General features: G+C 40.9%; 15 protein-coding genes. All 15 read left to right on the forward strand.

Annotation, left to right across the window (positions count from 1 at the left end):
* The first annotated feature begins 32 nt into the window (after positions 1-32).
* From LPTSP_RS03200 to rpe, 15 genes are read left to right on the forward strand one after another with little or no spacing between them, the layout of a single operon-like run.
* The gene (locus LPTSP_RS03200; RefSeq protein WP_108927386.1) at positions 33-1,649 is read left to right on the forward strand and encodes a CTP synthase; all 1,617 of its coding nucleotides are present in this window, start codon (positions 33-35) and stop codon (positions 1,647-1,649) included.
* Entirely contained in the window at positions 1,649-2,500 is an 852-nt protein-coding gene (kdsA, locus tag LPTSP_RS03205) for a 3-deoxy-8-phosphooctulonate synthase (RefSeq protein WP_100705854.1), read from the forward strand. Before LPTSP_RS03200 ends, kdsA begins: the two co-directional genes overlap by 1 nt.
* 12 nt (positions 2,501-2,512) lie before the next feature.
* Positions 2,513-3,139, forward strand: a complete 627-nt coding sequence (gene lptC / locus LPTSP_RS03210; RefSeq protein ID WP_108927387.1) for an LPS export ABC transporter periplasmic protein LptC — start codon at positions 2,513-2,515, stop codon at positions 3,137-3,139.
* Positions 3,136-4,467, forward strand: coding sequence for an LptA/OstA family protein (locus LPTSP_RS03215; protein WP_108927388.1), 1,332 nt, complete (start codon positions 3,136-3,138; stop codon positions 4,465-4,467). Before lptC ends, LPTSP_RS03215 begins: the two co-directional genes overlap by 4 nt.
* Before the next feature lie 8 nt (positions 4,468-4,475).
* Positions 4,476-5,201, forward strand: coding sequence for an LPS export ABC transporter ATP-binding protein (gene lptB / locus LPTSP_RS03220; RefSeq protein WP_100723976.1), 726 nt, complete (start codon positions 4,476-4,478; stop codon positions 5,199-5,201).
* The gene (gene rpoN, locus LPTSP_RS03225) at positions 5,198-6,634 is read left to right on the forward strand and encodes an RNA polymerase factor sigma-54 (protein ID WP_108927389.1); all 1,437 of its coding nucleotides are present in this window, start codon (positions 5,198-5,200) and stop codon (positions 6,632-6,634) included. Before lptB ends, rpoN begins: the two co-directional genes overlap by 4 nt.
* Positions 6,635-6,637: 3 nt before the next feature.
* On the forward strand, positions 6,638-7,600 hold the full coding sequence (gene hprK, locus LPTSP_RS03230; RefSeq protein ID WP_108927390.1) for an HPr(Ser) kinase/phosphatase: 963 nt from the start codon (positions 6,638-6,640) through the stop codon (positions 7,598-7,600).
* Complete coding sequence (locus tag LPTSP_RS03235) at positions 7,575-7,841, forward strand: HPr family phosphocarrier protein (protein WP_174704416.1); 267 nt, start codon at positions 7,575-7,577, stop codon at positions 7,839-7,841. Before hprK ends, LPTSP_RS03235 begins: the two co-directional genes overlap by 26 nt.
* Before the next feature lie 17 nt (positions 7,842-7,858).
* Positions 7,859-9,634, forward strand: a complete 1,776-nt coding sequence (locus LPTSP_RS03240) for an LIC_11548 family sensor histidine kinase (protein ID WP_174704421.1) — start codon at positions 7,859-7,861, stop codon at positions 9,632-9,634.
* Complete coding sequence (locus LPTSP_RS03245) at positions 9,635-10,978, forward strand: sigma-54-dependent transcriptional regulator (RefSeq protein ID WP_108927392.1); 1,344 nt, start codon at positions 9,635-9,637, stop codon at positions 10,976-10,978. It abuts the gene before it with no gap.
* Positions 10,971-11,816 carry a hypothetical protein gene (locus LPTSP_RS03250; RefSeq protein ID WP_108927393.1) on the forward strand — a complete coding sequence of 282 codons (846 nt, stop codon included), beginning with the start codon at positions 10,971-10,973 and terminating at the stop codon, positions 11,814-11,816. Before LPTSP_RS03245 ends, LPTSP_RS03250 begins: the two co-directional genes overlap by 8 nt.
* Complete coding sequence (priA, locus tag LPTSP_RS03255; protein WP_108927394.1) at positions 11,813-13,756, forward strand: replication restart helicase PriA; 1,944 nt, start codon at positions 11,813-11,815, stop codon at positions 13,754-13,756. Before LPTSP_RS03250 ends, priA begins: the two co-directional genes overlap by 4 nt.
* A complete protein-coding gene (fmt, locus tag LPTSP_RS03260; protein ID WP_108927395.1) occupies positions 13,756-14,700 on the forward strand; it encodes a methionyl-tRNA formyltransferase in 945 nt (314 codons plus the stop codon). The genes priA and fmt overlap by 1 nt, the downstream gene beginning before the upstream one ends.
* Complete coding sequence (locus LPTSP_RS03265; protein ID WP_108927396.1) at positions 14,697-15,701, forward strand: PASTA domain-containing protein; 1,005 nt, start codon at positions 14,697-14,699, stop codon at positions 15,699-15,701. The genes fmt and LPTSP_RS03265 overlap by 4 nt, the downstream gene beginning before the upstream one ends.
* Positions 15,698-16,342 carry a ribulose-phosphate 3-epimerase gene (gene rpe, locus LPTSP_RS03270; protein ID WP_108927397.1) on the forward strand — a complete coding sequence of 215 codons (645 nt, stop codon included), beginning with the start codon at positions 15,698-15,700 and terminating at the stop codon, positions 16,340-16,342. The genes LPTSP_RS03265 and rpe overlap by 4 nt, the downstream gene beginning before the upstream one ends.
* The last annotated feature ends 29 nt before the right edge of the window (positions 16,343-16,371 follow it).

The following is a 16,371-nucleotide window of genomic DNA, read 5'->3' on the forward strand; positions in this document are numbered from 1 at the left end:
AGAAAACTCTGTTCAGCAGGTAGGAGATCGGTTTGTCCAAAACTAAATTTATTTTCGTGACCGGAGGTGTTTGTTCCTCCCTTGGAAAGGGTGTATCCGCAGCAGCCCTTGGATGCCTTCTGGAAAGTAGGGGTTATTCCGTTTCCCTGCAAAAAATGGATCCTTATATCAATATAGATCCTGGAACCATGAGTCCGTACCAGCACGGAGAAGTGTATGTTACCGAAGATGGTGCAGAAACAGATTTGGATCTTGGATATTACGAAAGATTCACCAAATCTAAGTTCACTCGTAAAAACTCAGTGTCCACTGGACAAATTTATAATACTGTAATCCAAAGAGAAAGAAAAGGGGATTATCTGGGAAGAACTGTCCAAGTTGTCCCTCATATCACCAACGAGATCCGAAACAGGATCTATACTCTTGCAAGAGAAAATGCTACCGACTTCGTGATCGTAGAGATTGGCGGAACAGTGGGAGACATCGAGTCCATCCCATTCTTAGAAGCAATCCGTCAGATGAGATACGAGCATGGGCCTTCTCAAGTTCTATTTATCCATGTTACTTTAGTTCCTACCATTACAGTAGCAGGGGAAGCAAAGACTAAACCTACACAACACTCTGTAAAAGAACTTTTGGCGCTTGGGATCCAACCGGATATTTTGATCTGTCGTGTAAACCAACCTATGCCTAAGGAAATGAAAGGAAAAATTTCCTCCTTCTGTAACGTAAAAGAAGAGAATGTGATCTCCGCTTCCGATATTAGCACTTCCATATACGAAATCCCTAAAATGTATAAGGAAGAAAAACTGGACCAAGTAGTTCTAAAAACATTAGGACTGGAACTTGGAAAATCCAATTTTACGGAATGGGAGAAGATCATAAAAAGTCTTCAATCCGCAAAACAAACCGTCCAAATCGCAGTTGTTGGAAAATACATCTCCCTTCATGATGCGTATCGTTCCGTTTACGAAAGTTTATCTCATGGCGGAATTGCAAACGAAGCAAATGTAGAATTTATCAAAGTAGATCCTGAAAAACTGGATAAAACAAATGTGAAGGATGTTTTAAAATCCGCACATGGTGTTTTAGTTCCAGGTGGATTCGGAGATAGAGGGATAGAGGGTAAGATTGCCGCAATCCAACATGCAAGAACCAAAGGAATTCCATTCTTCGGGATCTGTCTTGGAATGCAATGTGCAGTGATCGAATACGCAAGGAATGTGCTCGGTTTAAAAGATGCAAACTCCACGGAGTTCAGACCAGATTCTCCGGATCCTGTGATCTCTCTTATTGAAGAACAGATGGACATCGATCAGATGGGTGGAACTATGCGTTTAGGATCTTATCCATGTAAGATCAAGAAAAACACTCTTGCATTCAATGAATACAAACAAGAGCTGATCTATGAGAGACATAGACATAGATTCGAGTTTACCAACAAATACAAACAAAGGTTCGAAGAGAAAGGAATGATCCTTTCCGGTATTTCTCCGGATGAAAACCTGATTGAAATCGTAGAAATTCCGGATCATCCTTGGTTCATAGGAGTTCAGTTCCACCCTGAATTCACCGGAAAACCTACGAAACCGCATCCATTATTCGCCGGATTCATCCGTGCTGCGGTCAAATTTTCAAGGAAGGCATAATGAGCGATAAAACTGCCCAAGAAAGGGACTTTTTAAGCGGTAAAAAGATCGGAGGAAAAAATCCATTCTTCCTGATCGCCGGTCCTTGCGTGATGGAAAACAGGGATTTACTTGAAAAAGTCTGTGCAGAGATGTTAGAGATAACCACAGAACTCGGGATCCCTTACGTTTTCAAAAGTAGTTTCGACAAGGCAAATCGTTCTTCAGTTTCTTCTTATAGAGGTCCTGGACTTACGGAAGGGATCAAACATTTGGAACATATTAAGAAAAAATTTAATGTTCCAGTGCTAACAGATATCCATGAAACTACTCAAGTAGGTCCACTCAAAGATGTGATCGATATGTACCAGATCCCAGCATTCTTAAGTAGACAAACGGATCTTATTGCAGAATCCGCTAAGACCGGAAAATGGGTGAATGTCAAAAAAGGACAGTTCCTAGCACCTTCCGATTGTAGACATATCAAAACCAAAATACAAGAATCCGGCTCCGAAAAGTATATGGTAACCGAAAGAGGAACCACATTCGGCTATGGAAACCTTGTATTCGACGGAAGAACGGTCCCAATATTACATAGTTATGATATTCCAGTGGTATTCGACGCGACTCACTCAGCACAATTGCCTGGAGCAGCGGGAAATATCACCGGAGGACAGAGAGAGTATATTCCGAGTATGACCAGAAGTGCAGTAGCACTCGGGATAGAAGGTATCTTTATGGAAGTGCATCCTGATCCTGCAAAGGCACTTTCGGATGCCACCACTCAATACCCTCTTTCCGAAATTAAATCCTTATTAAAGGAATTGGTCGGTTTGGACCGTTACGTAAAACAGGAAATCCTAAACCGCTAACCGTTAAGAGCCTTGTATTCCCGCATACTTACCCTACTCAAAATAGACCCGGAAACCGCTAGGAAATACGGTCCGGGCCTAGGAGTAGGTCTCGGAATTTTATTCTTAGTTCTTTTCTTCTATTCCGGAGGAAAATCGGACGCTAAGTATACTCGTGTAGAAGAAGAAAAAGAAAAAGGTTCTACCGTTTCCTTTAGAAATTTTGCAAAAGATCAGTATGACGGGAACGGAACCATATTATGGAAATTGAAAGCTGAAGAAGCTTATCTTTACGCGGACGAAAAAAGATATGTTCTGTACGGGATCAATTTCGACCAATACGAGAATGGAAAATTTAAATCCAGACTAACCGGTGATAAGGGAGAGATCAATCAGGTCAAAAAACTGATGAAACTCACTGGGAATATTCTTCTTAAAACGGAAGAACATAGAACTCTTAGAGCTAAATCATTGGATTATAACGACGAGACCAAAGAACTCAGCTCCAACGAGGAAGTTGTGATAGATGCAAACGGAACTCATATCCGAGGAGTTGGTCTAAGAGCGGACAAGGACCTTAACAAGTTTACAATTTTAAAACCGAGCGCGATTACCCAAGGTGGTTCGAATCCGCTTTCTTCTTCCCCTAAAGAAAAATGAAACGTATCATAGTCTCATTCTATCTATTATTTTTGTTTTATTCTCCGGCGGGATCTCATTCTAGACCTCCACTTTTATTCTCAGCAGAGACATTGGATCCAAAAAGTTTCCAAGGAATTGGAGAGGCGGATCCAAAACGTAAGGAAAGTTTTCCTACTTTCTGGGGTGCCAATGCTCTTACCCAAGAAGACAGGGAAGTCCAAGGGTTAAAAGTTACTATATTCAGTTTAGAAGGTGGTGCCTGGATCCAACATAAAAAAGTAAAACTGGGTGCAAACAGAATAGAGGTCTTTGGTAAGGAAGCATATAAGGCTTTTCTAAAGAACGGAGTACATATAGAAGACCAGGAAAATGGTACTGTGATGAGAGCAGGAGTAGGAGAATATGATAAATACTCCGAGATGGTCTATATCAAAGAAAGGCCTAGACTGAGTTTCCGAGATAAAACCGGCAAAACCACAGTTATTTCCGCAAAACAGATCGATCGAGAATTAAGTACCAAGATCACAAAACTTCATGGTGGAGTGATTGTAAATCATCCGGAAGTTACGATTTTCTGCGCAGAAGCGGTTTTTAAAGAATCGGAACATCTGATCACTACCGATCCAAATCCGATCCTGATCTCCAAGAACAGATATTTGAGCGGAAAAAGGTTATCCTTCTACACAAATGAAAGCAGGATACTTTTAGAAGAAAATACAGTATTATTCCAATCATCCGAAGAGACCAAAAAAGATCCGGAAGGAAATGAGAAAAAACAAACCGTTCTCACCATCCTAAAAGGGGATAGAATAGAAAGTCGTCCAAACGAAGAGAATGATCGAACCGTTCTGATTAGCGGAAATGCAACCGTTCTGCGCAAAGACATGAAGATCACTTCAGATACCATAGAGTCTGTAGGAAAAGATTCACGTATTATCAAGGCCAGAAAGAATATTAAAGTACATGATAGAGAAAATAACCTTCTTCTTTCGGGTAACGTATTCGATTATTTTAGGAACGAGAGCTACCTTCACCTGACGGACGAGGGTAAAATGGAATTTTTAGATAAAAATTCAGATCAAGTAACAAGCACGATCACTGCACAAGAATTCGAACGTTTCTTGGATCAGAAAGAAACAGTGATCCGAGGAAATATCTGGATCAAATCCAAGTCCACAGAGGCGCAGGGTGAATACGCCACTTATTTTGAAAACGACGAATCAGTACTTTTAGAAGGAAATCCTAGGATTAATCGAAGTGGTAAGATCCTTAGAGCGGGAAAAATCGTCTTTTATCCAAGAGAAGGAAGATCAATTCTGACAGAAGGAGTCCATTTAGGAAATTAGACGAAAGAATGGGACAAAGGATCCGCTGCCAAAACTTAATCAAAATTTACAATAAGCGCAAGGTTGTAGACGGAGTCAGTTTCGATGTTCGCAAAGGAGAAGTAGTAGGTCTACTAGGTCCGAACGGTGCCGGAAAAACTACATCCTTCTATATGTCCGTCGGTTTCGTAAAACCGGATTCAGGTCATGTATTCATAGACGATCAAGACGTGACAGAAGCTCCTATGCATACTAGAGCAAAACTAGGAGTAGGTTATCTTGCGCAAGAGGCTTCTATCTTCCGCAAATTAACGGTCGCAGAAAACTTAGAAGCTATCCTAGAAACTCTGAACATTCCTAGATCGGAAATCATTCGCAGAAGAGACGAACTTCTGTTAGAATTGCAGATTATGAGAGTCGCCAACCAAAAAGGTTTTACTCTTTCAGGCGGGGAAAGAAGAAGATGCGAAATCGCAAGAGCCTTAGTCACAAATCCGGATTTTATCCTTCTTGACGAGCCGTTCGCAGGGGTTGACCCTATAGCAGTAAAAGATATTCAAACCGTTATAAATAGTTTAAAGAAGAAGGGACTGGGAATCTTAATCACCGACCATAATGTTCGAGAAACATTAAAGATCACGGATAGAGCATATATCATGCATAGTGGTCGGATCTTGATCGCGGGAACTCCTAAAGAACTCGTGAACGATAAAGAAGCAAAGAGAATGTATCTAGGAGAGGACTTCAAGCTGTGAATCTGAACCATCAGTTAGTACAGAAGCAGACACAGAAGCTTGTCATGACGCAGGACTTGCGTCAATCGATTGAGCTTTTGCCTTTGTCTACTCTGGAACTCGCAGATAGGATCAGCGCAGAACTGGTGGAAAATCCAATGTTAGAAGAGGAGCCAGGCTCCGAACGAAGCAAAAGCCCTGAACTTTATTCTGTAGATGATCTAAAAAGAAAAGAGAAGAACGATTTTCTAAAAAATTCAGATCCGGGTTGGCAGGACTCTTTTAGTTTAGACAAACCTCAATACAGAGGCACAGACGCTTCTGACAGAAACCAAAAATACATCGAATCATCGCCTAACGCACAATCCCTTTCCGAACATTTACTATGGCAACTTAGGATCTCCTCCTTAAAAGGGAAAGAAATGGAGATCGCAGAAATTTTGATCTCAATGCTGGACGATAGAGGATTTATTTCGCAGACGCAAGGAGAACTTGCCACGGAGTTAGGGGTTTCTACCAAAATAATCAAAAAGGTATTGGAACAGATCCATCAATTGGATCCTCTCGGAATTGGTGCAGGAAGCATCCAAGAAACATTATATGTCCAAGCAAAGATCCTAAAGCCGGAAGATAAAAACCTACACGATCTCATCTTAAATTATCTAAGAGACCTGGAAAAACTGGATTATAAGGGAATTTCCAAGAAGATGGGACTCCCTGTAGAAGCGATCGAAGCAATGGCTGCCGAGATCAAAAAGCTGGAGCCATTCCCTGCAACATTATACACTCCCCAAAAACCGGATTATATAGTTCCGGATGTGATCATCAGAGAAATAGAAGGTGAGTTTAGCATATTACTGAATGATGAATGGCTTCCTAAATTAAAAATTAATAAAGAATATAAGGGTATGCTTAAGAAAGGAGCCGGTGCTAAGGATTCAGATAAGGAATATATTTCCACCAAACTAAATTCGGCAGAATGGCTGATCCGCTCCGTAAACCAAAGAAGACAAACCTTATATAGAGTTGTCTCCGCAATTATAGAACTCCAAACTGAATTTTTCCGCAAAGGTGTTAGATTTTTAAAACCTCTCACTTTAAAAGATATCGCCGAAAGATTAGATCTCCACGAATCCACAGTTTCTCGAATCACTTCCAATAAGTATGTACAAACTTCTTGGGGAATTTTAGAATTAAAATGGTTCTTCTCTTCAGGTTTAAAATCTAAAAGTTCCGAAGGCGGAATGGAATCCTCTAAAACCATTCATGATATTATACGTATCCTAGTAAAAGAAGAAGATCCCGAAAATCCGCTCTCCGATCAGGACATAGTGGAAAAAATAGAAAGTAAAGGGATAGAGATTGCTAGAAGAACTGTGGCAAAATACCGTAAAATCTTAAAAATTTTACCATCCAACCAAAGAAAAAAAGTGAAGTCTCTAGAAGCAAGGTAGCTCATGTCCGTTCCCGGAATCAATGTTTCTAATATTCTGAAAGACCATCCGGAGTTAGGTTTAAAACTCATCGCAGGAGAAAATGGGCTCCAAAACAGGATCCATAGTTCTGAAATCAATAGACCTGGTCTTTCACTCACAGGCTTTTACGAAAGTTTTGCTCATGATCGTATCCAAATTTTTGGAAAAGGAGAATGGGCCTATATCACCTCTAAAGAAGGCGAAGATATGGAAAAACTTGCCGCAGATTTTTTCCATTTTCATTTGAACTGTATCATATTCACTCATGGAAATGTCCCTCCTCCTATCTTTGTAGAATACTGCGATCGTCTGAATATTCCTCTTTTGGGTTCTGATGTTTCTACTCATAAGTTCATCACACTCATTTCTCAGATTTTGGACCGAAGTCTTGCACCTAGAACCATGAGACACGGAGTCCTTATCGAAGTATTCGGAATTGGGATACTTCTCTCCGGTAAAAGTGGTGTAGGAAAAAGTGAAACTGCACTCGAACTTATAGAAAGAGGCCACCGCTTGGTCGCTGACGACATGGTGGAGATCAGAAGACTTTCCGAAAGTTATTTGATAGGAACTTGTTCGGATCTTCTCCGTCACCATATGGAGATCAGAGGATTAGGAATTCTGAATATAAAGGATATATTCGGGATCGGGTCCGTAAGAGATCATAAACTCATTGAACTCATCATTCATTTGGAAGAATGGACGGATGAAAAAGAATTCGACCGGACCGGCCTAGAAAACAGAACGGAAGAGGTTTTAGGAGTAAATATTCCTTTAATCAAACTTCCTGTTCGACCAGGTAGAAATATCCCGATCATCGTTGAGACCGCTGCAATGAACCAAAGATTGAAAAAATTGGGAAAGAATGCGGCGGCCGAATTCAGCCAAAAATTAAATATTTATCTACAGCAAGGAAAAGTTGAAAGAAATCCACCTCAAAATTAACGAAAACGGCGCAGGGATGCATGCTCGTCCCGCCTCTGTCTTTGTGAATTGCGCGGCAAAATACCCCTGCGAAGTTCTGGTCTCCAAAGACGGAGTGGAAGTGAACGGAAAAAGTATCATGGGACTAATGATGTTGGCCCTGGCCCCCGGTCAGGAATTTTGCATCAAGACCGAAGGAACGGGGGAAGAGGAAGCTGCCGCCGCTTTGGCCAAATTAGTGGAAGGCGATTTTGCGATATGAAATGGTTTCCATTCCGGATAGAGGAGGAGAATCGATACTACCTTCGAGATCTTCTGATTTTATCCGGAGTGATCTCTATTGCAGTACTTGCAGCTGAACTAATCCATTTTAGAAATTCAGAAAATATAGATATAGTAGATCGGATACTGATCTATGTATATTATACCGTTCCATTAGTCGTACTATTCCTGATACTTTCTTATTTTTACAGGAATCGCAGAAATTTAGAAACCGGAAGGCTCAAAAGTTCTATTCGTTATAGACTTTCTCTTTCCTTTCTATTCATCGCAATGCTTCCTTCTTTTCCAGTATTCTTACTTACTTCCAATGTGATAGGAAGGGTATTCGAAGGATTTTATGGTTTAGATATCGCCCAGGCATTGGAAGCAGGAGATCATTTTGTCCGAAAGGAATTAGATCTCGAAAAAAACAATCTATTAGAAAAGGCCAAACTATTCAGGAATTTGGTCCAAAGACAAAATCCAAATCCGAATCTGCTTACCAATCGAGCAAACGAATTGGATCTAATTTCCAATCCGAATTATTATGTGGGCTGGTATGATAATAATATACCCACACTTGAAAACAGATCCTTAAAATTGACAATTTCTCCGGAAGAATTTACAAGTTTCGGAACGGAAGGTATTTCCGAAAAATTAGTATTAAGCCAGAATTTAGGATTTTATCTACTTAAAATAGATTCTTTAAATCCGACAAAATTTTTGATATTAGGAAAACGTGTTTTTCAAGGAGAAGAATCCAAGGCATATTCTTTTATCAATACCAGAAAAAACTATATCACTGCGGATCTAGCAAAGGAAAAACTTCCTTACGAGGTCAGACTCACCATTACATTGCTGACTGTATTCGCATTTCTACTTTCGATCTTCTTTTCTCTTGTATTCGCTCGGAAAATTTCTAGACCGATCATAGATCTTGCAAACGCCACTCAAAAAGTTTCCTTGGGAGACACAGATATTAATCTCCCTCTTACGGAAGGAGGAGAGATCGGCGCTTTAGTAGAATCCTTCAACCAAATGGTGAAGGACTTAAAATCCAAAAATGAAGAGTTGATGCATTCTCAAAGGATCGCCGCATGGAAAGAAGTGGCCCAGAGAATGGCACACGAGATCAAAAACCCACTGACTCCAATCCAACTTTCTGCAGAAAGAATACGTAGAAAATTGACTTCTGAAGTTCCGGAAGAATTCCAAGAGATCGTAACAAAGGGAAGTGAAACTATAGTCGGCCAGGTAAAAATCTTGGAACATCTGGTAAACGAATTCTCCGAGTTTGCTAGAATGCCAGCGCCTAGACTCATCAACCAACATCTGGAACCCGTGGTCTTAGAAAGTGCAAAACTTTTCGAACATACTCCTGGAATTCAAATAGAGCTCAACTTTGCTAAAAATTTGCCTGAAATCTTTTTGGACAAAAAACTGTTTTTAGGGATCATGAACAATCTTTTCAAAAATGCACTGGAAGCCATCGAAAAGAGAAGGCAAAGAGGTGACTCTGGCTTCTTCCAAGGAAAAGTTCGTATTTCTACCGTATTAGAAAAAAGGATCATGAGACGTTCAGTGGTTTTACTTGTGGAAGATAATGGCATCGGAGTTTCTCCCGAATACAGATCTAAGGTTTTTGAACCTTATTATTCCACAAAGGAAGAGCATGTCTCAGGGATAGGACTTGCAATCGTCCAAAAAACAGTGATCGATCATAACGGTCATATTTCTGTGGACTCCTCCGAATTAGGTGGATGTAAATTCAGGATAGAACTTCCGGTAGCTTAAATGAGAATATTCATAGTAGATGACGAACCGGAGATCCGTAAATCCCTACAAGATATTTTAGGGGACGAGAACTACGAAGCCGAACAATTCTCTTCCGGCAAAAACTTCTTAAAACATCTAAAGATAGAAAGACCAAGTCTGGTCCTTTTGGACGTTTGGCTCGGAAAAGAAGACGGACTAGTCATCCTAGATGAGATAAAAAAGATCTATCCGACCGTTCCGGTAGTGATGATTTCAGGGCATGGAACTATAGAACTCGCAGTACAAGCGACTAAAAAGGGTGCATTAAACTTTTTAGAAAAACCTTTATCGATCGCAAAAGTTTTAGAAGCTGTAGAGGAAGCATTAGCATATTCGGAAAGATCGGAAGCACCGGAAATAAAACTCGAATCGGATGAAATTTTAGGAAATTCTCCCGCTATCCAAAAAGTAAAATTTTCCATCGCACAGGCGGCAGCCACAAACGCCAGAGTGTTTATTTACGGAGAAAATGGAACGGGAAAGGAATTAGTAGCCAAAACTATATTCAAAAATTCTAAAAGAAAGGACCAACCTTTCGTAGAAGTAAATTGTGCGGCTCTTCCGGAAGAATTGATAGAATCAGAACTTTTCGGTTATGTAAAAGGTGCATTTACGGGCGCGACCGACACAAGGATCGGAAAATTCGAGGCTGCCAATGGAGGCACCTTATTTCTGGACGAAATCTGCGATATGTCCTTATCCACCCAGGCAAAGGTACTTCGTATCCTGCAGGAACAAAGATTCGAAAAATTGGGAAGTACGGAACAAGTATCTGTGGATGTTCGAATTATCGCTGCTACTAATATCCCCGTGGAAGAAGCGATCAAAGAAGGGAAGTTCAGGGAAGATCTATATTATAGATTGAATGTGATCCCGATAGTAATTCCTCCGTTAAGAGATCGTAAATCCGATATTCCACTTTTAGTGGACCACTACGTAAGACAAACAATCGCCGAAAATAATCTTTCGCCCAAAATTATAGAAAAGGAAGCGGTTTCCATATTAGAAAACCATTTCTGGCCGGGAAATATCAGAGAATTAAAGAATGTGGTCGAGAGACTTTGTATCATGACCGTGAGCGATATCATCCGTGCCCAAGATGTGAAAGATTCTATGACAGGTTTCGTAAAAGCAAACGACCTGGTGGAAAAAGGGGACTTCAAAAAAGCAAAAGAAGAATTCGAAAAACAGTATATTCTGAAAACCTTACAAACAAACGAAGGAAATGTTTCCAAAACTTCCAAAGCACTCGGAATAGAAAGATCGCACTTGTATAGAAAAATGAAATCTTTAGGAATACAGGCGGAGGACATCCATGACTAAGCCTGGAGTTTTTCAGGAACTAAAAGGGATTCTACAGGACTTTAAATTTTTGGTCCAAAAAGGAGAATTCCCCATCTTCCGCAGACAGGGAGAAAAAGATCCCCAAGATTTGGAACTGGAGTGGAAAGATTCCTGGAACTGGTCCTCTATAGGATCTAAAAAAGAGAACGAAACTTCGATGCCAGGGATCCAAATGAGGATCCCTCCTAAAAAAGAAGACCGAAACTTCTCCTGTAAACTATGCTCCGATCGATTGAGCGCTGTCCGTCATTTTATCATCCGAGGCAGGAAGAAAATATTAGTATTACATTATACCGGTGAAACAATTTCCGGAAAAGGATCCTATGTAAAAACTTCTCCTTTAAAAATTTTTAGGACCAGCGAAGCAGAAGACGTATTCGATAGAATGATCCAAAAAGTATTCGGATTCACCATGAAGGAATTCTACTTCCAGGAATTCCCGGGATGTTTATTTTCCCAAGACAGATCCGGTGAAGAAGATTGGAAAAGGAGGACGCAAAATTGCATGGTCCAAGTCCAAGAAACGATCCAGGAAGAAGGTATCCAAGGAATTATACTCTTAGGGGCAGCAGCAACTTTATTTTTCGGAAAAGAAGAAGCGCTCAAACAAATGGGAAAAACTTTAGAGTTCCAGCCTGGGACCCCGATGGTGGTACTTCGTTCTCCAGAAGCAATTTTAGCCGCAGAACAAAAAAGAAAATCAACCAAATCAGATTCTCCTGAATTCCAAGAAGCCAAGAAGAAGGAAATCGAAGTCAAAGAAAGTATTCTCTCCCAGTTGGGGATCTTTCATCAGGAGATTAAAGAAAAAATTTGATCCAATACGCAGAACTAGCCTTCGATCTTCCCATCATAGAGGATACATTCACCTACGAGGTCCCTCCAGGCACACAAGTCGGAATGAGAGTAGAGGCCAAACTTAGGGGAAGAAAAGAAGAAGGTATCGTATTATCCTTACATCATAACGAGCCCAGCTACGCAGTCTTACAAGTAGATCGGGTCATAGATAAAACTCCCGTTATCAATGAAGAACAGATTGGCCTCGCGTATTGGGTAAAAGAACAGTATCTTGCTTCTCTTGGGGAATGTATCCATAAGATGATCCCTTCGGGAAGAAGGCATTCCAAAGTAAAACTTACGGAAGGTTTTACTGCAACCGAACCATTTCCATTAAATGAAGAACAGGAAGCGGCTTATCAAAATATAAGATCCGATTTTGGAAAGGATTCAATCCATCTTCTATTCGGAATTACCGGAAGTGGAAAAACGGAAGTATATCTGCATTTGATCCGCGACATTCTTCAAAACTCTAACAAAGGAGTTTTACTTTTAGTCCCTGAGATAGGCCTGACTTATCATATTATCCGCAAATTAGAAGCTGTCTTTCCGGGAGAGATCGCATTATTACATTCCGCTTTAAAAGTTTCAGAAAGATTCAAAGCATATACGGAACTTCTTCAAGGTAAAAAAAGGATCGCAGTAGGTACAAGATCTGCGGTATTCGCACCAATCTCAAACTTGGGCTTAGTCATTATAGACGAGGAACATGATGGTTCTTTTAAGGAACATTCTACACCTAGATACCATGCAAGACAAGTTGCATTACAACGCTGCAGGACAAACAAAGCGGTTCTAGTTTTAGGCTCTGCAACTCCTTCCTTAGAAGTATATCATCTGGCAAAAACCGGAAAGATAGGTTTACAAGTGCTAACCAAAAGGCCTGGGACCGCAAAACCGCCTACAGTCAGGATCGAAGAAAATAAAAAAGATGCAAGGTTACTCGGTTCCGAACTTACGTTTGCGATCAAACAGAGGTTAGATAAAAAAGAACAGGTCATTCTTCTTTTGAATAGAAGAGGGTACAGTCCGCTCATCTATTCGGAAAAGGAAAAAGCTTACATTCCTTGTCCGAATTGCACTTCTCATCTATGTTATCATAAAAAAGGTACCGTTATCTGTCACCTCTGCGGTTTTTCGGATTCTCTCCAAAGATTAGAATCCAAACTAGGAGAAAAGCTGGTCATGATGGGAACAGGTACACAAAAACTGGAAGAATTCCTTTTAGAAACTTTTCCAGGCGCAAAAGTAGAACGTTTAGATCAGGACTCTATCCAGGACAAAAGTGTTCTCACTGACGTGATCGGAAGATTAGTAGAAGGAGAGATAGATATTCTAACTGGAACCCAGATGATCTCCAAGGGATTAGATGCTGCACGAGTCACCCTAGTAGGGGTTTTGAATGCAGGAATCGGTTTAGGACTTCCTGATTTCAGAGCAGGAGAAAGAGTGTTTTCTCTCTTAACACAGGTCGCAGGAAGAGCAGGGAGATCCGATCTTGCCGGAGAAGTTTTGATCGAAACAAACACAGTGGACCATCCGATCATTCGAATGGCCTTGGACCAAGACTATATTCGATTTTATGAATCTGAGATCAAAACAAGAGAAGAACTTTTTTATCCTCCATTCTCTCGATTAGTCCGTATCTTATCCAGGTCCAAAGACGAAAGTCTTTCCTTAAAAACGATCGAAGAAGTTCACCAGGTTCTCAAAAAATATCTGCCGGAACCGAACACTGTAGTTTTAGGTCCTGCCCCTTGTCCTTTCTATAAAATAGATGCAAATTTTAGAAATCATATACTGATCAAAACAACTGTGCAGAACAAATGGAGAGAGATCCTAAAAAAAGAGATCCGACCTCTTAAAATTTCTAAAAACGTTTACCTGGAATTGGATTTTGATCCATTGGATCTTGTCTGATGAAAATCGCATTTTTTGGAACCCCGGAACCTTCTGCCAAACTTTTGCAGGCGCTATTACAAGAGCCTGAGATCCAAGTACAATTCGTAGTCACAAATCCGGATCGTCCGAAAGGCAGAAGTAAAACACTTATCCCAAGTCCAGTAAAGGAAGTAGCCGTTTCTGCAAATCTTCCCGTGTTCCAATACGAATCCATTAAGAAGGAAAAAGAAGAAGCACTCCAAAACTTTTCCAAGTTCGATGCTGAGCTCTATGTTGTATTCGCTTACGGTTCTATTCTTCCTAAAGAAATTTTTTCTCATCCTAAATTCGGTTCTATTAATCTACATGGATCCATCCTTCCTGATCTGAGAGGCGCTTCACCAGTCCAAACCTCTCTTTGGAAAGGTTATACTAAAACAGGGATCAGTATCCAATACCTGGGAGAAAAAATGGACGAAGGCGATATTATCGCCATTCATGAAGTGGATGTAAGCCAGGAAGATGATACAGGTACCCTAATGGAAAAGATCACCCAGGCAGGGATCGAAAGTCTAATTCCGCTTTTAAAAGGCCCAAGAACTTCACCTTTCGAGGCCTCTCCGCAAGACCATTCCAAGGCAACGTATTGTACTAAAATCCTGGCAGAAGATCGGGTCCTGGATCTAAAACTTTCCGCCGTAGAACTGCATAATCGAATACGAGCTTTAAGTCCTGATCTGGGTGGATATTGTCGTTTTAAAGACAAACGTTTGATTTTATGGAAAACAAAACCTGTCGATTTTTCCGAAACTCCGATAGAGCCAGGCAAATTGAAACGAATGGACAAAAAGGCCCTTCTTTTCCAGTGTGGAGATGGCCGTTTCTTAGAGATCCTTTCCGTCCAACCGGAAAATAAAAACAGAATGACTGTTTCAGATTTCATGAACGGTTTCCGTATTTCGGACGAGGATCGTTTCGAGTGACCAAGGAAGAACTCCGCTCTAAATATCTCCCTATCGGGGGTTACTTTTTTTTCATCGCATTCGGCTTAGTAGTCTTCTTCATAGCCGCTTTTTTAGTAGTATTCGTTCGTACGAAAAGTGCCACCATGGTGGTCATGCCTGATGTGATAGGCAAACCGTACAACGAAGTCCATAACGAGTTAATGCGCCTCCAGCTGAAAGTCAGATTGGAGTCCAAACGTTATCCGGACAAAACAGACGGTATTATCATCTACCAATCCATTCGTCCAGGAAGAGAAGTGGAAGCAGGCTCCAAAGTTTCTCTTACTGTAAATATTGGTTTAGACAGGATCGATATGCCCAACCTAAAAGGGCAAAGTTTGGTCTCCGCTAAAAACTCCATGGAAAAAGTTCTCTCTGGAGAGGCTTACGTTTCTCTGACCCTAGGTGGGATCACCTATGTGGAAGTAAAAGAAGGAGAACAGCCTGACACAGTAGTGGACCAAATCCCAGAAGCAGGTAAAAATATTACCGCGGGTGAAAAAGTATTCTTACTCGTTACAAAACCTTCTACCAAGAAAAAAGAAGGGGAACCTCAAGCAGGATTAGATTTTAAACCGGGTGATTCTTTTGCGTTCGCTCAAAGAGCCTTAGTAAGAGCAAAAATTTCTTCCAAGGCAGAAGTGGTTGTCACCAAATTTCGTCCCGATAACGGAAAGATAGAATCAGTCCAAAAAGTGGGAAACGAATACAAGTTTAAGGTATTTTATTTCGAACCGGAAGATAGAGTAGAGAGCGGATACGAAAGTTTTGTATACGAGGCTCCTGAAAACGGAACGTATTCCCTAATCGTAAAAGACCAAAAAGACGAAACCAAACAAACGGAAATCAGCGCTCCCACAACGTACCAAGAGGGAGAAAAAATCCAAACCGTCTTTTACAGAACGGGAGACGTGACCCTGGTTCTTCTGGACGAGAAAGGTTCGAAAGTAAAATCCAAAGACTACGAGAACGAATTTTGAAAATCTCCGCTTCTATTTTAGCCACCCAACTTACTGCACTTGCGAGTACTGTTCCCAACTTTAAAAAAGAAGGGATAGACCTAGTCCATATGGATGTAATGGACGGAAATTTTGTGCCCCAGATCAGCTTCGGAGAAGCGATCAATAAAGAGATCAAGGCAATGACCCAGATCCCTCTGGATGTTCACCTCATGGTGGAGAAGCCAGAAAATCACGTTCACAAATATTACGAGCTAAATCCCTACTGCATTACTTTCCATACGGAAACCACTCGTTTCCCAATCCGTTTAGCCCAAGAAATAAAGAAGAATGGACCCAAAGTGGGAGTTTCTCTGAATCCCGGGACCCCAGTTTCCGTTTTAGAAACGCTTCTGCCTTATATCGATCTAGTACTTATCATGACCGTGGAACCTGGGTTCTATGGACAGAAATTCGTGGATGGGGGAATGGACAAGATCAGAAAGACCAAGTCCTTGATCTCGAATTACCCAATCGAGCTGGAAGTGGATGGGGGAGTCAATGATACAAATATCAAAGAACTCGCTCAGGCTGGAGTGGATATCTGCGTCGTAGGGGCTGGTTTATTCAAATCCGGTGACCCAAGCGAGAATGGGATCCGCCTAAAAAGCCTAGTAAAGTAATAACTTTATTAAATATTGACAGTCAGACT

Source organism: Leptospira johnsonii (assembly GCF_003112675.1).
Classification (GTDB): domain Bacteria; phylum Spirochaetota; class Leptospiria; order Leptospirales; family Leptospiraceae; genus Leptospira_B; species Leptospira_B johnsonii.